General features: G+C 69.5%; 18 protein-coding genes. 7 read left to right on the top strand and 11 right to left on the bottom strand.

Going from position 1 to position 18,825, the window contains the following annotated elements; translation table 11 throughout:
- Positions 1 to 14 precede the first annotated feature (14 nt).
- From ACSVC7_RS18965 to ACSVC7_RS18955, 3 genes are all read right to left on the bottom strand, one after another.
- Positions 15 to 473 carry an SH3 domain-containing protein gene (locus tag ACSVC7_RS18965; protein ID WP_448206052.1) on the bottom strand — a complete coding sequence of 153 codons (459 nt, stop codon included), beginning with the start codon at positions 471 to 473 and terminating at the stop codon, positions 15 to 17.
- Positions 474 to 579: 106 nt separating this feature from the next.
- Complete coding sequence (locus ACSVC7_RS18960) at positions 580 to 915, bottom strand: branched-chain amino acid transport AzlD family protein (protein ID WP_448206051.1); 336 nt, start codon at positions 913 to 915, stop codon at positions 580 to 582.
- A complete protein-coding gene (locus tag ACSVC7_RS18955; protein WP_448206050.1) occupies positions 915 to 1,640 on the bottom strand; it encodes an AzlC family ABC transporter permease in 726 nt (241 codons plus the stop codon). The genes ACSVC7_RS18960 and ACSVC7_RS18955 overlap by 1 nt, the downstream gene beginning before the upstream one ends.
- A 227-nt stretch (positions 1,641 to 1,867) precedes the next feature.
- Between ACSVC7_RS18955 and ACSVC7_RS18950 the strand changes: the two genes are divergently transcribed.
- The 4 genes from ACSVC7_RS18950 to ACSVC7_RS18935 all read left to right on the top strand — a co-directional run bounded on the left by ACSVC7_RS18950 (position 1,868) and on the right by ACSVC7_RS18935 (position 4,754).
- Positions 1,868 to 2,755 carry a phytanoyl-CoA dioxygenase family protein gene (locus ACSVC7_RS18950; RefSeq protein WP_448206049.1) on the top strand — a complete coding sequence of 296 codons (888 nt, stop codon included), beginning with the start codon at positions 1,868 to 1,870 and terminating at the stop codon, positions 2,753 to 2,755.
- Positions 2,756 to 2,826: 71 nt separating this feature from the next.
- Positions 2,827 to 3,474 carry a PAQR family membrane homeostasis protein TrhA gene (trhA, locus tag ACSVC7_RS18945; RefSeq protein ID WP_448206048.1) on the top strand — a complete coding sequence of 216 codons (648 nt, stop codon included), beginning with the start codon at positions 2,827 to 2,829 and terminating at the stop codon, positions 3,472 to 3,474.
- A gap of 95 nt (positions 3,475 to 3,569) precedes the next feature.
- Positions 3,570 to 4,307, top strand: a complete 738-nt coding sequence (gene lepB, locus ACSVC7_RS18940; protein ID WP_448206047.1) for a signal peptidase I — start codon at positions 3,570 to 3,572, stop codon at positions 4,305 to 4,307.
- 147 nt (positions 4,308 to 4,454) lie between these two features.
- The gene (locus ACSVC7_RS18935) at positions 4,455 to 4,754 is read left to right on the top strand and encodes a cupin domain-containing protein (protein ID WP_448206046.1); all 300 of its coding nucleotides are present in this window, start codon (positions 4,455 to 4,457) and stop codon (positions 4,752 to 4,754) included.
- A gap of 46 nt (positions 4,755 to 4,800) precedes the next feature.
- On the opposite strand, the gene clpB is transcribed toward ACSVC7_RS18935, so the two are convergent.
- Entirely contained in the window at positions 4,801 to 7,431 is a 2,631-nt protein-coding gene (gene clpB, locus ACSVC7_RS18930) for an ATP-dependent chaperone ClpB (RefSeq protein ID WP_448206045.1), read from the bottom strand.
- A 280-nt stretch (positions 7,432 to 7,711) separates the two neighbouring features.
- On the opposite strand from clpB, the gene ACSVC7_RS18925 reads away from it, so the two are divergent.
- The gene (locus ACSVC7_RS18925) at positions 7,712 to 8,245 is read left to right on the top strand and encodes an NUDIX domain-containing protein (RefSeq protein WP_448206044.1); all 534 of its coding nucleotides are present in this window, start codon (positions 7,712 to 7,714) and stop codon (positions 8,243 to 8,245) included.
- 85 nt (positions 8,246 to 8,330) lie between these two features.
- A complete protein-coding gene (locus tag ACSVC7_RS18920; protein WP_448206043.1) occupies positions 8,331 to 9,095 on the top strand; it encodes an MOSC domain-containing protein in 765 nt (254 codons plus the stop codon).
- Positions 9,096 to 9,140: 45 nt separating this feature from the next.
- On the opposite strand, the gene ACSVC7_RS18915 is transcribed toward ACSVC7_RS18920, so the two are convergent.
- A complete protein-coding gene (locus ACSVC7_RS18915; protein WP_448206042.1) occupies positions 9,141 to 9,575 on the bottom strand; it encodes a DUF4167 domain-containing protein in 435 nt (144 codons plus the stop codon).
- 289 nt (positions 9,576 to 9,864) lie between these two features.
- Complete coding sequence (prmC, locus tag ACSVC7_RS18910) at positions 9,865 to 10,731, bottom strand: peptide chain release factor N(5)-glutamine methyltransferase (RefSeq protein WP_448206041.1); 867 nt, start codon at positions 10,729 to 10,731, stop codon at positions 9,865 to 9,867.
- 119 nt (positions 10,732 to 10,850) lie between these two features.
- Here prmC and ACSVC7_RS18905 point away from each other — a divergent pair, with 119 nt between their 5' ends.
- The gene (locus ACSVC7_RS18905) at positions 10,851 to 11,234 is read left to right on the top strand and encodes an endonuclease domain-containing protein (protein ID WP_448206040.1); all 384 of its coding nucleotides are present in this window, start codon (positions 10,851 to 10,853) and stop codon (positions 11,232 to 11,234) included.
- A 17-nt stretch (positions 11,235 to 11,251) separates the two neighbouring features.
- On the opposite strand, the gene prfA is transcribed toward ACSVC7_RS18905, so the two are convergent.
- The 5 genes from prfA to ptsP form a co-directional block, all read right to left on the bottom strand.
- Positions 11,252 to 12,325: a peptide chain release factor 1 gene (prfA, locus tag ACSVC7_RS18900; RefSeq protein ID WP_448206039.1), complete on the bottom strand. Its 1,074-nt coding sequence runs from the start codon at positions 12,323 to 12,325 to the stop codon at positions 11,252 to 11,254.
- Positions 12,300 to 13,616 carry a glutamyl-tRNA reductase gene (gene hemA / locus ACSVC7_RS18895; protein WP_448206038.1) on the bottom strand — a complete coding sequence of 439 codons (1,317 nt, stop codon included), beginning with the start codon at positions 13,614 to 13,616 and terminating at the stop codon, positions 12,300 to 12,302. Before hemA ends, prfA begins: the two co-directional genes overlap by 26 nt.
- A 142-nt stretch (positions 13,617 to 13,758) precedes the next feature.
- The gene (ispG, locus tag ACSVC7_RS18890) at positions 13,759 to 14,889 is read right to left on the bottom strand and encodes a flavodoxin-dependent (E)-4-hydroxy-3-methylbut-2-enyl-diphosphate synthase (protein WP_448206037.1); all 1,131 of its coding nucleotides are present in this window, start codon (positions 14,887 to 14,889) and stop codon (positions 13,759 to 13,761) included.
- A gap of 148 nt (positions 14,890 to 15,037) precedes the next feature.
- Complete coding sequence (locus ACSVC7_RS18885) at positions 15,038 to 16,345, bottom strand: helix-turn-helix domain-containing protein (protein WP_448206036.1); 1,308 nt, start codon at positions 16,343 to 16,345, stop codon at positions 15,038 to 15,040.
- A gap of 187 nt (positions 16,346 to 16,532) precedes the next feature.
- On the bottom strand, positions 16,533 to 18,824 hold the full coding sequence (gene ptsP / locus ACSVC7_RS18880) for a phosphoenolpyruvate--protein phosphotransferase (RefSeq protein ID WP_448206035.1): 2,292 nt from the start codon (positions 18,822 to 18,824) through the stop codon (positions 16,533 to 16,535).
- Between the last annotated feature and the right edge of the window lies 1 nt (position 18,825).

The raw sequence follows: 18,825 nt of genomic DNA, 5'->3' as shown, positions 1-18,825 counted from the left end.
CGCGTTTCAGGCGATCAATTCCCGATGGGGGTCGCCTCGATCTTGCGCCGGGGGGCCGCCTTGATGGACGGGCCGGCGTTGTCCGTCGGCTTGGCGACCGTGGTGGTCGTGCCCTTGACGGTCTGCGGAGCGGTGCCGCGCAGGCGCAGCAGGTGCATCCGGATGTAGGCCGTGGAGCCCCCGGCCTGAACGGCCACCCAATCGGTGCCGCGCGCGCGGCCCAGCACCTTCACCGGCTGGCCCGGCCCGTAGGACGCGACGAGGGGCGCGCTGTTCGACGGCTGGGAGCGCATCTGGGCGCCCTTGTCCGTCTCCCAATCCCCGTACATCGGATCCAGGCCGGGGCCGGCGGCGGGCGGAGCCGTCTGGACCACGGGCGGCCGGGGAATCCGGTCCCGCGTTTCGCAGGCGGTGACCAGCACCGCGCAACCGACGGCCAGAGACAGAGGAAGCAGACGCAGACGCCGAGTCATTGCCGACCCTTTGGATTAGCCCTTTGGATCGCGCGACCATACAGGATCGGGGCGCCTCCGCGCCACCGCGCCGCAGCATGACGGCTGTGCACGGATTGTGGCCTTTTTAAGCAAGCACGCCGAGCTGCCAGCCGAAGAAGGCCGCCAGCGCCGCGACGATGGTCAGCAACTGCCGCCCCGTCGCCACGCAGACCAGCACGGCCGCGACCGCGCCCACCAACTGCGGGTTCCGCCAGGTCAGCTCTATGCCCTGGCCGTGGGGAGCCAGGATCATCGGCACGATGATGGCGGTCAGCACGGTCACCGGCACGAATCCCAGCGCCTGCTTCAGCAGCGGCGGGAAGACGACCCGGTCGCCCAGCACGAACAGCGCGGCCTTCACGAAGACCGTCACCGCCGCCATGCCCAGGATCATGATGGTGTTGGTCAGGGTTCCGTCCATCACGCCGCCTCCTCCGAAACCTCGTCCGGGGCGCTCCCGGCCCGCCAGCGCAGCAGCGTGAGCCCGACGGCCACGCCGACCGTCACCGCCGTCATCAGCCCCAGCTTGTAGGGCAGGTCCTGCCCGAGATAGGCGACCGTCCCTGCCGCCAGCGCGGCGGCGAAGTGCGGCAGGCTGGCAAGCTGCGGCACGACGATGGCGATGAAGGTCGCGACCATCGCGAAATCGAGGCCAAGCGACTGCAACTGCGGAAAGGCCGCGCCGAAGATCAGCCCGACCAGCGTCCAGAGCTGCCAGTTGCCGTACATGGACAGGCAGGAACCCAGGAAGTACCAGTGCCCCAGCGGCGCCTTCGGATGCCGGGCGTAATAGCCGGCCATGACCGCGAAGGTCTCGTCGGTCAGGAAGAAGCCCAGCACCCAACGCCAGCGCGCCGGCAGATGGGCAACGTGCGGCAGCAGCGTGGCGGCGTAGAGCGCGTGGCGCAGGTTGACGATCAGCGTGGTCAGCCAGATCACCAGCAGCCCCGCGTGCCCGGCCACCAGCCCGACCGCGATGAACTGGCTGGACCCGGCGTAGACGGACAGGGACATCAGCTGCCCCTGCCAGAGGACGAGCGGGCCGGCCGCCACCAGCGTGCCGAAGATCACGCCGAAGGGCGCCGCACCCACCAGCATCGGCACGGTGTCGCGGGCGCCCGCGGCAAAGCTGGACAAGCGTGTCATCGTCGTTGGACCGGGCGTCGTTATTCGGAAGGTTATGGGGGATGCGGACTTTACCCTCGGGAAGGTCCATCCGCCCCAACATTCTTGCGCTGACATGGACAGAATCGATCCCGGCGGCCGGACCACGACGGGCAAAATGTCGCAGCCAGGAATAGGGAAAGCCTCAACTTTTGTCGTAATACTTCGTACCGAAATCTTTTGGAGCTGCGGGCGAGAGGATTGCACCCGTGAAAACGCCGTTCAACAACAAGGCCCGGTGGATCGACGACGTGATCTGGCACCAGATCCCGAAGCTGGAGATCGAACCCCGGCGCAAGCGCGCCGCGTCGCTGGTCGCGCCGTTCCGGCCGCGCACGCCGTATTTCCGGCCATCGAAACGCGCGCTGGAGCTGAAGGACCAACTGGAAACCCGCGGCTACACCGACGCCTTCCGCCTGATGACGGACGAGCAGGTGGCGGAAATGCGGCGCTATTTCGAATCGCAGCCCTGCTTCGACGGCGGGCATCGCCAACACGGCTCCTTCACCATCGACAAGGTGCCGGCGCCCGAGATCCAGATGGCCCGCTATGTGGAGGAGCAGTTCCTCGCGGCTCCCCATCTGCTGGACACCATCAACCACCCGCTGGTGCTGGAGGTGGCGGAGGCGTTCCACGGCTGCAAGCCGACCATCGACGGCATGTCGGTCTGGTGGTCGCTGGCCCGCCCGAACCCGCGCATCAGCACGCAGAACTACCACCGCGACTACAACCAGGTCCGCCACTTCAAGATGTTCCTGTACCTGACGGACACGGACATCGGCGGCGGGCCGCACATCTACGTTCCGGGATCCCAGCACGGCAAGGATCTGGTGGAGCGGCGCAACTACACCGACGAGGAGGTGGAGGCAACCTACGGCAAGGACGCCCCCATCGCCCTCACCGGGCGGGCGGGCGACTGCTTCCTGGCCGACAATGTCGGGATGCACAAGGCCCTTCAGCCGACGCAGACCGACCGGCTGATCGTGGTGACCGAATACACGCTGCTGCGCAACCGATTCGGCCCGCTGGAGCCCGTGCTGCCGAATCCCGGCGGGCGCTACGACCCCTACGTCAACCGGGTCTACCTGAAGAGTTAGCGCCTTCGCGGCCCGCCGCAAGCCGGTGGGGGCAATGTCCTTCTACATGCCTTTCCGGCACGCTGGATTGCATGAGCCCCCACCAATTCCCCGTCTTCACAACCGGCGAGCGCGTGGCGGACACGCTGATCCACGCGCTGGGCGTGGCGTCCGGCCTCGTCGGCGCGGCGTGGCTGCTGACGGCCACGGCCGGGCGCGTGTCCGCCACCGAAATGCTGTCGCTGGTCGCCTACGGCGTTGGCCTCGTCGGCATGCTGACCGCGTCGGCCGCCTACCACCTGACCCGGCCGGGACCGCGCAAGGCGGTGTTGCGGCGCATCGATCACGCGATGATCTTCGTGATGATCGCCGGCAGCTACACCCCCTTCACCCTCAACCGGTTGCAGGGCACAGCCGGCATTACGCTGGGCATCGCCGTCTGGACGGTGGCCCTGGCCGGAGCGGCGATGAAGCTGGTCCGCCCCTGGCGGTTCGAGCGGCTGGGCCTCGCCCTCTATCTGGCGCTGGGCTGGGCCATCCTGTCCGTGGCCGAGCCGCTGTGGCGGTCGCTCGCTCCCGCGACCCTGGTCCTGCTGGCGGTCGGGGGCATCGTCTACACGGTGGGCGCCGTGATCCACACGATGGAGCACCTGCCCTACCACGTCCCGGTCTGGCACGCGCTGGTCGTCGTGGCCGCGTCCTGCCACTTCGCCGCCGTCGCGCGCGAGTTCGTCGTGTAGGCGCCGCAACCGCGGCTTTGCGTCGGAATGCCGCTGGCCGCGTGCCCGGCCCTGTTGCTAGGATGTCCGTCCATTTCCGGCAGCGGAGCGGACGGATGTCCCCGAATTCAACCTGGATTGACACCCTGAAGACCGCCGTCCTGGCCGTGCTCGTGGCCTTCGGCGTCCGCACGGCGGTGGCCGAGCCCTTCCACGTCCCGACGCCGTCGATGGAGCCGACCCTGCTCGTCGGCGATTTCCTGTTCGCCAGCAAGTTCCCCTACGGCTACAGCCGCTACTCCCTGCCGGCCGACGCGCCGCTGATCGACGGGCGCGTGCTGGGCCATCCGGCCGAACGCGGCGACATCGTGGTCTTCCGCCTGCCGCGGGATCCGGATCAGACCTATGTGAAGCGCCTGATCGGCCTGCCCGGCGACACGGTCCAGGTGATCGGCGGGCTGCTCCACATCAACGGCGCCCCGGTCGCGCTGGAGCGGATCGCCGATTTCGAGCAAAGCACCGCCCAGGGCACCCGGCGCATTCCGCAATACATGGAAACCCTGCCCAACGGCGTGCGCCACCACATCCTGCACGACGGCTTGCTGAGCGCGATGGACAACACGCCAGCCTTCCGCGTGCCGGAGGGGCATTACTTCATGATGGGCGACAACCGCAGCAACTCGCTGGACAGCCGCGTCGCGGCGGAGCTTGGCGGTGTGGGCTTCGTGCCGGCGGAGAACCTGATCGGCCGCGCCGACCTGCGCCATTTTTCGCTGGACTTCAACGCCCGGCTGGACACGCCGTCCGGCTGGCTGAAGGCCCTGCGCCTGAACCGGATCGGGCTGGTCGGGTAAGCAACGTTGTTGTCGTAGGTTGGGCTGAGGCGAAGCCGAAACCCAACACGCCTCCCGTGTCGAACCTGTTGTGTTTCGCCTGCGCTCAACACAACCTACGAACCGTTCAATACGAACCATTCACTTGGAAACACAAAGGAAGTTGTGATGACGACCCGTCCGCAGGCCACATCGGTCTCGCACGTCGAGAACGAGCGCACCCGAGTGACCGAATGGCGTTTGATTCCCGGCGCCGAGACCGGCGCCCACGTCCACGGTTACGACTATGTGATCGTGCCGATCACGCCCGGGGCCTTCACCATCGTGGATCCGGACGGCAGCGAGCGCCAGTTCCCGCTGGAGCCCGGCCGTTCCTACTTCCGCAAGGCCGGGGTCAGCCACAACGTCATCAACAACGGAAGCTCCGACATCGTGTTCGTCGAGGTCGAGTTCCTTCAGGAAGGCTGACGGCGGGCGGGGCGAGGGACCCGGAAGCCCCTCGCCCCTTTCCCGATCAATGCACCGTCGTGACGGGCTGCGTGGCCACGCTGCGGACCTGGGCGGACACGGGCGTGCCGTCGATGGTCAGCTCGCCGCCTTCGGCCCCCACCGTCACCGTCTGGCCGTCCTTGACACGGCCTTCCAGGATCATGGTGGCGAGCGGGTTCTGCAGCTCCCGCTGGATCACGCGCTTCAGCGGGCGGGCGCCGTAGACCGGGTCGTAGCCGGCCTCGGCCAGCCATTCGGTCGCGGCGTCGTCCACCTCCAGCGTGATGTCGCGGTCGGCGAGCATCCGGACCAGCCGGCCGAGCTGGATCTTGACGATCCCGCCCATGTGGCTGCGGTTCAGGCGGTGGAACAGCAGGATCTCGTCCAGCCGGTTCAGGAATTCCGGCCGGAAGTGCGCCCGCACCACCTCCATCACCTCGTCGCGCACCGCGCCGCTGTCCTGCCCCTCCGGCTGGGCGGCCAGGATTTCGGAGCCGAGGTTCGAGGTCATGATGATGACCACGTTGCGGAAGTCCACCGTCCGCCCCTGCCCGTCCGTCAGGCGCCCGTCATCGAGCACCTGGAGCAGCACGTTGAAGACGTCCGGGTGCGCCTTTTCCACCTCGTCGAACAGCACGACTTGATAGGGCCGGCGCCGCACCGCCTCGGTCAGCGCGCCGCCTTCCTCATAGCCGACATAGCCCGGAGGCGCGCCGATCATGCGGGCGACGGAGTGCTTCTCCATGTATTCCGACATGTCGAGCCGGACCATGGCGGTCTCGTCGTCGAACAGGAACTCGGCCAGCGCCTTGGTCAGCTCCGTCTTGCCCACGCCGGTGGGGCCGAGGAACAAGAAGGAGCCGATGGGCCGGTGCGGATCCTGCAGCCCGGCGCGCGCCCGGCGGATGGCGTTGGACACCGCCACGATGGCCTCGTCCTGGCCGACCACGCGGGTCTTCAAGCGGGTTTCCATCGCCAACAGCTTTTCCCGCTCGCCGGCCAGCATCTTGTCCACCGGCACGCCGGTCCAGCGGCTGACGACCGAGGCGATGTCGGTGTCGCGCACCTCCTCGTTCAGCATGCGGTTGGCCGCATGCTCCTCCGCCGCCTTGAGCTTCTTCTCAAGCTCCGGGATGACGCCGTAGGCCAGTTCGCCGGCGCGGGTCCAGTTGCCCTCGCGCTGGGCCTGCTCCAGTTCGGTGCGGGCCTTCTCCAGATCCTCCTTCAGCTTTTGGGCGCCCTGGAGCTGGTCTTTCTCCGCCTGCCACTTGGCGGTCAGCTCGGCCGATTCCTGCTCCAGGTCGGCCAGCTCCTGCTCCAGGTTGGCGAGCCGGGTGCGCGACGCCTCGTCCGATTCGCGCTTCAGCGCCTCGCGCTCGATCTTCAGCTGGATGATGCGGCGGTCCAGCTCGTCGATGTTCTCCGGCTTGCTGTCCACGGCCATACGCAGGCGGCTGGCCGCCTCGTCGATCAGGTCGATGGCCTTGTCGGGCAGGAAGCGGTCGGTGATGTAGCGGTTGGACAGCGTCGCCGCCGACACGATGGCGCTGTCGGTGATGCGCACGCCGTGGTGCACCTCGTACCGTTCCTTCAGGCCGCGCAGGATGGAGATGGTGTCCTCCACCGTCGGCTCCGGCACGAAGACCGGCTGGAAGCGGCGGGCCAGCGCCGCGTCCTTCTCGATGTGCTTGCGGTACTCGTCCAGCGTGGTGGCGCCGACGCAGTGCAGCTCGCCGCGCGCCAGCGCGGGCTTCAGCATGTTGGAGGCGTCCATGGCGCCGTCCGCCTTGCCGGCCCCGACCAGCGTGTGCAGCTCGTCGATGAAGACGATGATCTCGCCGGCCGCCGCCTGGATTTCCTGGAGCACGGCCTTCAGCCGCTCCTCGAACTCGCCGCGGTACTTGGCGCCGGCCACCATGCCCGCGAGGTCGAGCGCCAGCAGCTTCTTGTTCTTCAGCCCCTCCGGCACGTCGCCCTTGACGATGCGCTGGGCCAGTCCCTCGACGATGGCGGTCTTGCCGACGCCGGGTTCGCCGATCAGCACCGGGTTGTTCTTGGTGCGGCGGGCCAGCACCTGGATGGTGCGGCGGATTTCCTCGTCGCGGCCGATGACGGGGTCGAGCTTGCCCTCCCGCGCCGATTCGGTCAGGTCGCGGGCGTATTTCTTCAGCGCGTCGTAGCCCTGCTCGGCGCTGGCGGTGTCGGCGGTGCGGCCCTTGCGGATCTCGTTGATGGCGGCGTTCAGCGATTGCGGGTTGACGCCGGCGCGCTTCAGCACGGTGGCGGACGGCGTGCCGTCGGCCATGGCGAGCGCCAGCAGGATGCGTTCGGCGGTGACGTAGCTGTCGCCCGCCTTCTCCGCGATCTTCTCCGCCTGCTCGAACACGCGGGACAGTTCCGGCGACAGGTACACCTGCCCGGCCCCGCTGCCTTCCACCTTCGGCTGCTTGTCCAGTTCGGCGTCCACGCCCGACAGCGCCAGGGCGGGATCGCCGCCGGCCGCCCGGATCAGGTTGGCCGCCAGCCCTTCCTTGTCGTCCAGAAGGGTCTTCAGCAGATGTTCCGGCGTGAGCCGCTGGTGACCCCGCCGCAAGGCCAGGGTCTGCGCCGCCTGCACGAAGCCCCGGCTGCGCTCGGTGTATTTTTCGAAGTCCATGATGTGCTCCTTCATCTTGCCGACCGTCCGCTGGGCAGCCCGGTCAGTCCGATCCACGTATACTGTGCGATCCCGTGAGGATGCTCGGTGTTGCCGTAGATGTGGGTGAGCGCCTTGCCGAAACAAGACCACCCCGAACACGGGGTTATTGGTGCGGCGATCCCGCCGATTCCAGCCCTTCGGGGACCCCCGCGCCGAAAGCGTGTCTATCGCACGAAGGCCGGATGGGGCTAGGGTTTCGCCCCTTCCGCCCTCCGCCCCACAACGCAGACCCATCGTCATGACGGCCATCGCCACCACGACCCGCCGCCCCGCCTTGCCGCTTGCCCTGATGTCCTCCGCCCTCCGCCTCGCCTGGCACGCGCGCAACGCCTGGCACCGGATCACGCGCCCGCTGACCATGGGGGTGCGGGCGATCATTTTGGATGAGAAAGGTGGGCTGGACGAGAAGGGCGGGGCCGTTCTGCTGATTCGGCACAGCTATGTCGGCGGCTGGCATTTTCCGGGCGGCGGAGTCGGAAAAGGCGAGACGCTGGTCGAGGCCATGCGCCGCGAGGTGCGCGAGGAGGTCGGGCTGACGGTGGAGAGCGACCCGCAGCCGCTGGGTGTCTACGCCCGCTTCCGCCATGGGGCGAGCGACCATGTGGCCGTGTTCGTGGCGCGCGCCTGGTCGGGCACGCCCACGGCGGACGGGGTGGAGATCCTGGAGGCGCGCTTCTTCCCGCTCGACCGCCTGCCGGAGGACATCTCCCCGGCGACGCACCGGCGGCTTTCCGAATTTCTCGGCCGAAGCCCCCTCGCGGAGCGCTGGTGAGGGACGGCGATTAAGGGACGAGCGGTGACGGAATTCATTTGCGACGGTTGACAGAATCGAACCGGTCACACCATTGTGCATCGCAATGACCGCGACCGTCGCCGCCATCCGCCGCTATCCCGTCAAGGGGCTGAGCGGCCAAGACCTGCCCGCCGTTGACCTCGTCACCGGGCAACCGCTTCCCTTTGACCGGCGCTTCGGGATCCTGCACGGGCCGGCAGCGCTGGATTCGGATTTCGAGGGCTGGCGGCCCAACGAGGATTTCTTCACGCTCGACCGCAACGAGAAGCTGGCCCTGCTCGACACCGAGTTCGACGAGGCGACCCAGTCGCTGATCGTCCGGCGCGGCGGAAAGCAGGTGTCGCGCGGCCGGCTGGACCAGCCGATGGGCCGCATGCTGATCGAGCAGTTCTTCGCCGCCTATCTGGCCGGCGCCGCTCCCGGCCTGCCGAAGCTGGCGGAGGCCAAAGGCTTCGCCTTCACCGACCGGGAAGAAGCGGCGATCTCCATCCTCAACCTCGCCAGCGTGCGGGATCTGGAGGAACGGGTCGCCAAGCAGCCGGTCGATCCGCGCCGGTTCCGCGCCAACCTGATCATCGACGGGCTGGAACCGTGGGTGGAGCGCCAGTGGATCGGCGCCTTGGTCACCATCGGCGGGGCCACGCTGCGCGTCTGCGACCACAAGGACTGCCGCCCGTCCAGCGAGGTGAACCCCGCGACGGGCGCGCGCGACCTCAACACGCTCCCGATTCTGGAGCGCGGCTACGACCACACGCAGTGCGGCGTGTATGCCCGCGTGGTGGGAAGCGGCCGGGTCGCGGTGGGCGACCCGGTCACGCTGTCCGAATAGGCCGGGTCCGAATAGGCCGGGCTCAGAACCGGCCGGGCGCCCGAATCAGGCGTTCAGGGAAGCACGCTCGTCCGCGCCGTCGGATTCGTCGCCGATCTCGCCACCAACCTCATCCTCCTCGACCGGAGCGCCGATGGACGGCTGCGGACCCTGGCCGTTGCCACCGCCGCGCTGGCGGTTCTCGGATTCCTGGATCTGGTTGATGATGCGGAAATAATGCTCCGCGTGCTGCAGGTAGTTTTCCGCCTGGATGCGGTCCCCCGACGAGGCCGCGTCGCGCGCCAGCGCCTGGTACTTTTCATGGACCTGCCACGCGTTGCCGCGAATGCGCACGTCCGGGCCATTGCTGTCGAACGTCTGATGACGCAGGGGGACGTTCTGCCGGCGATTGCCGCCGCCCCCGCCGCCGCCACCTCCGCCACCACCGCCGCCGCCGTTGCCACGACCGCGCGAGCGCCTGGAGTTCGGTCCTTGTCTCATTTGGCTGTTAAGGCCCCATGCAAGAGAAGCGCAATCCCCGGAATGTCCCGGTGGCCTTCCCGGCCTCCGGGCCCGCCGCGGAAAGTTCCACGGATGGGTCGCAGGGAGCAAACGACGTGCCCGCCTAAAAAAAACCGGCTGGCCACACGGACTTTCACCCAACTGCGCGAAGTTTCCGTTGGCCCTGGGAGCAACCCTGGGATTGTCGTCTCCCACGGTTGTCGTCGTACCCTGCACCCTAAAGGGGACGGCGGTGCAATCCAACCTTTTTTTTGGGGGATAGCCGGATTCAGCTGCCCCCGGAGGGCGACCGCCGCCCCATCACGCACCGGTCGATGCCCCCCAGGTCGCGGAAAATCCCGTCGACCGCCAGCCCGGCGTCCGCCAGCAGCCCGGCCACATCCTGCGCCTGCCCTTGCCCCACCTCCAGCGCCGTGACGCCCCCCGGCTTCAGCAGGCCGGGAAGTTGCGCGGCGATCGCCCGGTAGGCGTCCAGCCCGTCCGCGCCGCCATCCAGCGCGCGCCGGGGATCATGCTCCCGCACCTCCGGCGCCAGGGTGGCGATGTCGGCGCTGGGAATGTAGGGCGGGTTGGAAACGACGACATCGAACGCCTCGTCCAGGCCCTCGCCCCAGTTCCCCGCCTGGAATCGCGCGCGGCCGTTCAACCCGTTGCGGACGGCGTTGGCGGTGGCCGCCGCAACCGCGTTGGGGCTGAGGTCCACGCCAAGGCCGGTGGCGTTCGGCAGCTCCGCCAGCAGCGCCAGCAGGATGCATCCCGTCCCGGTGCCGAGATCCAGCAGCCGCAGCGGCGCGGCCGGGTCGGGAACGGCCTTCAGCACCGCCTCCACCACCGTCTCGGTGTCCGGCCGGGGTTCCAGCGTGTCCGAATTGAGCGCGAGGTTGAGCGTCCAAAACTCCCGATGGCCGAGGATGCGCCCCACCGGCTCATGCGCCGCGCGGCGCTCCACCAGCGCCATGACGCGCGCGGCGTCGGCCTCGGCGACGGGCTCGTTGGCCTTGGTGAAGAGGTCGCCGCGGGTGAGGTCCAGCGCGTGCTCCACCAGCAGCCGCGCGTCAAGCTCGGGCGTGTCGATGCCGGCCCCGCGGAGGCGGGACTCGGCAAGGCGGCGGAGATGTTTCAAAGTCTGCGTCACTGCCCCCTCCCCGACCCTCCCCCGCCTTCGGCGGGAGAGGGAGAATGGCCCATGCGACGCTTAGTCCCCTCCACCGCAAAGCGGGGGAGGGTTAGGGAGGGGGCAGGAGGTCGCCGCCGATGCCCCGTATCCAGGAAAAGACTCGAACGAAGGCGCGATCCATGCGCCGCGAGCCGACCGACGCCGAACGCAAGCTGTGGTCCATCGTCCGGCGCCGCCAGATCAACGGATGGTACTTTCGCCGCCAGCACCCCATTCCTCCCTACATTGCCGACTTCGCCTGTGTCGAGGCGATGCTGGTCGTCGAAGCCGGCGGCGGCCAGCATGCGGACTCCGCCTACGACACGGCGCGGGACAGGCATTTGCGGCTGCACGGCTGGCGGATCCTGCGGTTCTGGAACAATGACGTGCTGGGCAACCCGGAGGGAGTGGCGCTCATGATTCGCGAAGCGCTTGGCCCCCTCCCCAACCCTCCCCCGCCTTTGGCGGGAGAGGGGGCTTGAGGCACCCGCAGGCGAGACTACTGCAACTCCGACAGCCGTGCCGCCTCGTCTTCGGCGATCAGGGCTTCGATCAGTTCGTCCAGCGCCTCGCCGGCCATCACCTTGTCGATCTTGTAGAGCGTCAGGTTGATGCGGTGGTCGGTCACGCGGCCCTGGGGGAAGTTGTAGGTGCGGATGCGTTCCGACCGGTCGCCGGAGCCCACCTGGTTCTTGCGGTCGGCGGCGCGGGCCTTGTCCTTTTCCGCGCGCTCGCGCTCGTACAGGCGGGCGCGCAGCACCTTCAGGGCCTTGGCCTTGTTCTTGTGCTGGCTCTTTTCATCCTGCTGGCTGACCACGAGGCCGGTTGGCAGGTGGGTGATGCGCACCGCGCTGTCCGTCGTGTTCACCGACTGGCCGCCGGGGCCGCTGGAGCGGAACACGTCGATGCGCAGGTCCTTCTCGTCGATGTGGATGTCCACCTCCTCCGCCTCGGGCAGGACGGCCACGGTGGCGGCGGAGGTGTGGATGCGCCCCTGGGTCTCGGTCGCCGGGACGCGCTGCACGCGATGCACGCCCGATTCGAACTTCAGCCGGGCGAAGACGTTGCGGCCGGTGATGCTGGCGATGGCTTCCTTGTAGCCGCCGATGCCGGTCTCGCTGATTTCCATCGTTTCGAACCGCCAGCCGTGCAGGCCGGCGTAGCGGCGGTACATCTCGAACAGCTCGGCGGCGAACAGCGCGGCCTCGTCGCCGCCGGTGCCGGCGCGCACCTCCAGGATGGCGTTCTTCTCGTCCGCCTCGTCCTTGGGCAGCAGCGCGATCTGCACGCGGCGTTCCAGGTCGGGGATGCGGCGGGTCAGGTCGGCGAACTCTTCCTCGGCCAGCGCCTTCATCTCCGCGTCGCCGCCGGGGTCGGCGACCATGGCGGCGAGGTCGGCGGCCTCGGCCTTGGCCTTCTTCAGCTCCGCGATCGCCTCGGCGATGGGGGTGAGGTCGGCGTATTCCTTCGACAGCCGGGCGAAGTCGGCGGCGTCCACCGTGCCCGCCGCCATGGCGTCCCGCAGCTCGTCATGGCGGGCCACGACCTTATTGAACTTCTCGTCCAGGCTCACGTCGCTCGTCCTCGTTCAAATCATCGTCCGCCAGCCGGAACAGCCGGAACAGCAACCGTTCCGCCGCCGCCCGCTCGGCCAGCCCCGCCCCCCCGGAGTCGGCACCACCGTCCGCCGCCATGGCCCGCAGCGCCTCCGACGGCCCGTGCAGCAGCCGGTTGACCAGCAGCCGCGTCGCCGCTGCCGCGTCCAGCCCGCGATGCTCGTCCAGCAGGCGCCGCCGCTCCGCCTCGAAGTGCGACCGCAGCGCCGCCACGGCGGGCACGGCGGCGCGTTCGGCACGGTGGCGGGCGAAGGCCGCCACAGCCTCGTCCACAATGGTCCAGGCGGCCTGGGTCGCCGCCTCGCGCCCCACCCGCCCCTGCAGCGCCACGCGCTCCAGGTCGGCAAGGTCGTAGACGAAGGCCTCGTCCAGCTTGGCGGCGTCGGGGTCCACGTCGGCCGGGATGGCCGCGTCCACCACGAACACCGGGCGCCGGCGGCGGCGCTTCAACGCCGCCTCCAACGCCGGGCGTGAGAGGATATAGCGCCCCAGACCCGCCGCGGTCACCACGATATCCGCACCGGCCAGCGCGGAATCGAGATCCGCCCAGGGGACGAAGTGGCTGTCCATCCTCCGCGCCGCCGATTCGGCCCGCCGGTCCACCGGTGCCGCCACGGTCAGGCGGCCCAGCCCGGCCTCCCGCAGGCCCTCCAGCACCAGCGCGCCCATGTCGCCCAGCCCCATCAGCATGCCGGAGCAGCGCCGCAAATCGCCGTGCAGGTCGCGCGCCACCTGGACCGCGGCGGCGACCAGCGACGTGGCCCCCTCCGCAATGGGCGTTTCCCGGCGCACGCGCTTGGCGGCGGCGTAGGCGGCCTGGAACACGCTTTCCAGCGCCGGCCCGGTCATCCCGGCGCTGGCGGCGTGGCGATGCGCGGCCTTGAGCTGGCCCAGGATGTGCGGCTCGCCCACGATCTGGCTGTCGAGCGAGCAGGCGACGGCGAACAGGTGCCGCACCGCGTCCGGCCCGGTCAGGGTGTAGAGGTCCCCGGCGAGGTCCGGTTCCGACAGGCCGACCCGCTCCGCCATCAGTTCGGCGATGGCCAGCGCCGCCTCGTTCGGGCGCGGGTGGACCGCCTGCACCTCCACCCGGTCGCAGGTGCTGAGCCACACGGCCTGCGAAAGGCCGGCGGCGCGCAGCCGTTCCAGCATCATGGGCACTTCCGCCTCTTCCGTCGTCAGACGGTCGCGGATCGCGCCCGAACAGGTCCGGTGGCTGGCGCCGATGACGAGGTAGGAGGAAGTCACGCGGAATCTGGCCCAGGCCGCAGGGCGGCGCACAACATTGACACGGATTTCACGAATATAAGCACGGATGGCACGGACCTTGACCCCTTAAAATGGATCCGTGAAATCCGTGTCCCGATCCGTGAATTCCGCGTCGATCCCGTTATCCGGCCGCCGGAGCGTCCTCGGCGGCCTTCGCGGCTTCGATCTCGGCGGCCTTCTTCTCGACCAGCCCGACCAGATGCTCGACGATGTCCTGGTCCTTCAGACGGTGGTCGGTCATGCCGGACAGGTAGACCTGGTGCGTGTTGTTGCCGCCGCCGGTCAGGCCGATGTCGGTTTCCCGCGCCTCGCCGGGGCCGTTGACGACGCAGCCGATCACCGACAGCGTCAGCGGCGTTGTGATGTGGGAAAGCCGCGCCTCCAGCGTCTCCACCGTCTTGATGACGTTGAAGTTCTGCCGCGCGCAGCTGGGGCAGGAGATGACGGTGACGCCGCGCCGGCGCAGGCCCAGCGACTTCAGCATCTCGTAGCCGACCTGCACCTCCTCCGCCGGCTCCGCCGAGAGGGAGACGCGCAGCGTGTCGCCGATGCCCGACCACAGCAGCATGCCCAGCCCGATGGACGACTTGACCGTCCCGGCGCGCAGGCCGCCGGCCTCCGTGATGCCGATGTGCAGGGGGTAGTCGCAGGCTTCCGCCAGCCCCTGGTAGGCGGCGACGGCCAGGAAAACGTCGGACGCCTTCACCGAGATCTTGAACTCGGTGAAATCGTGGTCTTCCAGGATCTTGGCGTGGTTCAGCGCGCTTTCGACCAGGGCTTCCGGGCAGGGCTCCCCGTATTTTTCCAGCAAATCGTGCTCCAGGGAGCCGGCGTTCACGCCGATGCGCATGGAGCAGCCGTGGTCCTTCGCCGCCTTCACCACCTCGCGCACGCGCTCGGCCGACCCGATGTTGCCAGGGTTGATGCGCAGGCAGGCGGCCCCGCTCTGCGCCGCCTCGATGGCGCGCTTGTAGTGGAAATGGATGTCGGCGACGATCGGCACCTTGACCTGCCGCACGATGTCCTTCAGCGCCAGCGCCGATTCCTGGTCGGGGCAGGACACGCGCACGATGTCGGCCCCGACCCGCTCCGCCGACTGGATCTGCTCCACCGTCGCCTTGACGTCGGCGGTGGGGGTGTTGGTCATGGTCTGCACCGAGATCGGCGCGTCGCCGCCGACGAGCACGTTGCCCACGCGGATCTGGCGGGACTTGCGGCGGAGGATCTGGCGGTAGGCGCGCACGCTGCTCATGGGCTTCGGCCTCGGGGCATCGGAGTCGGAAAAACGGAACGGCTGCGCCGTTATAGCGCAGCCGGCGTCAGGCCTGAAGTGCGGTCGGGCGCTGCGGATTCAAGCCCGCGTCCCGTTCGGGGCACCCCGGACTTGCGGCGCGGGGGCCTTACCGGGCGGGAGCGGTGCGCTGCGCCCCGGCCTGCTGGTCCAGCGACACGTCGCGCAGCACCTGGCCGACGGCGCCCAGCGGCGCCCCTTCCGCCCCGTCGGTGATGACGGTCAGGCCGCCGGCGTTGCCGGTGCGCACGCGGATGCCGGCGCGGTCGGGCACGCGGTAGACATCGCCCGGCTTCAGCACGCGCGTGAAGATGATCTCGCCGTTGCCGTCGCGGACCTGGATCCAGCTGTCCTGCGTGGCGCGGAGCTGGATGCGCGATGTCGGGTTCTGGCTGCCGTAGACCTTGGTCGGCAGGCCCGCCGTGTCGGCCGGGGCGCGCGGTGCCGCCGCCGGAGCGGCCGGCGGCAGGCCGGCGATGGTGGAGGCGCCCGGCGACAGCGGCGTCGGCTCCTGGGTCGTGATCTCGCCCTCCTCGTCCTCCGACGGCGGGGGCGGAACGCTGACGACGCCAGCGGGCGCCGGCGCGGCGGGGGCGGCGGCCGCAGGCGCCGGAGCGGGCGGAGTCGGCGGCGCGGATGCTGCCGCGGGTCGCTTGCCCGGAGTGGGCGCCGTAGCGCTGGCAACCGGCGCGGCGGGCGGCGCCACCGTCGGGGCGGGCGCGGGAGCGGCGACGGGGGCCGGCGTGGCGGGAACCATGGCTGCCGGGGCCGGAGCGGGCGTCGAGGCGCCACCGGCCGAAGGCGGCGTCGCGGAGGGCGCTTCCGCCGTCATGTTGGGGACGATGACCGGGGTCGGCGTGGTCGACTCGGCGCTGCCGGTGGCCGGCGCGGGCTGCGTCGGCTGCGCGGAGCCGTTGAAGGGCAGCGTGTCGAGCAGGGACACCAGCCGGTCCGGCAGCGTCGGGACCAGATCGACCATCGACCGGTCGGTCGCCGACAGATAGTACCAACCGCCATAGACGATGCCGGCCAGCACCATGGTGCCCAGCAGCACCGTGCCGCCGGGGATGCGGCCTTCCGGCACCGGGGTCGGGAAATAGAGCTGCTGGCCGCGGGTCTTGCCCGCCGCCTCTTCCTTGTAGCGGTTGATGATCGCCTCGGGGTCGAGGCCCAGGCATTCCGCGTAGGAGCGCAGGAAGCCCGCCGCGTAGGCGGTGCCGGGAAGCTCGTCGAAGCGGCCCGTCTCGATCGCCACCAGATACGGGTAGCGGATGCGCAGCATCGTCGCCACCTCGCGCAGGTCGTAGCCGAGGCTCTCGCGCGTCTCGCGCAGGGTGTCGGACACGCTGGGGCCGGCCGGGATGGACCCGTTCGCCGCCGGATCGAGGGTGTCGAAAGCCTTGCGCTTGCCCATCATGTCAGCCGTACCGTCGCTCTGGAAACCAAGCGGTTGAACCCCGGCATGGGTACGCCAGCCTTCGGGGCCGCGCAACCGGGAATGACCGCAATGCAGCGTCGTTGTATACGCCATTCGGCCAAGCCGCTGTAACAAAACGCTGCTTGGGCCAACGATTTAGGGGTGGACGGGGCCGGACCGCAGCACCTCAGATGAGGACGCCGTGGTCCTTGGCGAAGCTGCGCAATTTATCGCGCAGGCTGTGGTCGCCCTTCTGGTAGAGCCCGGCCATATACTGGCGCAGCGCCGCCACGTCGAGCGAGCGCAGCATGGTCTTCACCGGGCCGACCGACGGCGGCGACATCGACAGCGTGCGGAAGCCCACCCCGATCAGCGCCATGGCGTCGAGCGGCCGTCCGGCCATCTCCCCGCAGATGCTGAGCGACACGCCCGCGTCGCCGCTGGCCTCCACCAGACGGCGCAGCAGGCACAGCATGGCCGGCGACAGCGGGTCGTAGCGGGTGGCGGTGCGCGGGTTGCCGCGGTCGCTGGCGAAGATGTACTGCGTCAGGTCGTTGGAGCCGACCGACAGGAAATCCACGCGCGGCAGCAAGGCCGGCAGCTGCCACAGCAGCGACGGCACCTCGATCATCGTGCCCACGCGCAGGCGGCTCGGCGGCTCCACCCCTTGCGCCTCCAGGCGCCTCATCTCCAGGTCGAGCAGGCGCTTGGCCGCGTCGAACTCGGCGACCTCGGCGATCATCGGGAACATCACCGACAGGGGCCGCCCGGCCGCCGCCCGCAGCAGCGAGCGGAGCTGCTGGCGCAGCAGCGACGGGTGGTCGAGCCCGATGCGGATCGCCCGCCAGCCGAGCGCCGGGTTCTCCTCCTCGCCCGAGGCGATGTAGGGCAGCATCTTGTCGCCGCCGACGTCCAGCGTGCGGAACACCACCGGCTTGTCGCCGGCCTCGTCCAGGATGCGGGCGTACAGGTCGGTCTGCGCGCCCACGTCCGGGTAGCTGGAGCGCACCATGAAGGGGATTTCAGTGCGGTAGAGCCCGATGCCCTCCGCCCCGCTGGCCTTCAGGTGCGGCAGGTCGATCAGCAGGCCACAGTTCAGCTGGATGGAGATCGGCACGCCGTCGCGCGTCACGGAGGGCAGCGCGCGGGTTTCCGCGTACATCTGCTCCTTGCGGGTGCGCAGCGCCACGCTCTCGGCGAAGGCCATCTGGATGTCTTCGGCCGGGCGCACGAAGACCTGCCCGTGGTCGCCGTCGACGATGACGGGGTCCAGCGCCTCGATCCGGTTCAGCGCGTCACCGGCCTGGACCACGGGGATGTTCAGCGCGCGCGCCACGATGCAGACGTGGCTGGACGGCGAGCCTTCCTCCAGCACCACGGCGCGCAGGCGGCGCTGGTCGTAGTCCAGCAGCTCCGCCGGCCCCATGGAGCGCGCGATCAGCACGATGTCGTCGGGCAGAGTGCTGCCGTCGGCCTCCGACTTGCGCCCCGCGAGGTGCTGGAGCAGCCGGTTGGTCAGGTCTTCGAGGTCGAGCAGCCGTTCGCGGATGTAGGGGTCCGTCAGGTGGCTCATGCGGGCGCGGGTGTCGTTCTGCACCTGCTGCACCGCGGCCTCCGCCGTCAGGCCCATGCGGACCGCCTCGCGGATGCGGGAGAGCCAGCCGCGGTCCTCCGCGAACATGCGGTAGGTTTCCAGGATGTCCCGCGGCTCGCCCAGCCCCGCCAGGGCCGCCGCCGCCAGCAGGTCGTCGATGGCGCTGTGCATGGTGGCGATGGCGGTGTTCAGCCGCTCCAGCTCCGCCTCCACGTCCTCGGCCACCATCTGGCGGATGGTCAGCTGCGGGCGGTGGATGACGGCCAAACCCATGGACAGGCCGCCGGCCAGCGACGTGCCCGACAGGCGCGCCGGCAGAAGCGCCGGGTCGCCGGTGGTCGCGACCTCCTGCGGGTTGACCAGTTCGCCCTGGGCCACCAGTTCGGCGACGACCATGGCGATGGTCTGGAGGGTTTCGACCTCCTCCTCCGTGAAGCGGCGGCTGTCCTTGTGCTGGATGACCAGGACGCCGCGCACCTTGCCGCCGCGCAGGATCGGCACGCCGGCCAGCGACAGGAAGGGATCCTCGCCCGTTTCCGGGCGGTAGGCGAAGCTGGGGTGCGAGGGCGCGTTGTCCAGCGCGATGGGCCGGGCGTGGCCGGCGATGTCGCCGACGATGCCTTCGCCGACGCGCAGGCGCGTGTTGTGCACGGCGGTCTGGTTCAGACCGAAGGTGGAGAACAGCTCCAGCACCTCGCCCGCGCGCATGACGTAGCAGGAGCAGACGTCCGCTCCCATCTCCGCCGCGATCAGCGTGACGATCTTGTCGAGACGTTCCTGCCCCGACCCGGACCCGGCCATGACGTCGCGCAGCCGCGCGAGCAGCCGGCGCGCAGCGGTGCCGTCGAAGCCGGGGGCGGGGGCTTCACCGACGGCGTCGCTCATG

Source organism: Azospirillum mesophilum (genome assembly GCF_053470405.2).
This window is presented reverse-complemented; position numbering and strand designations above follow the sequence as displayed.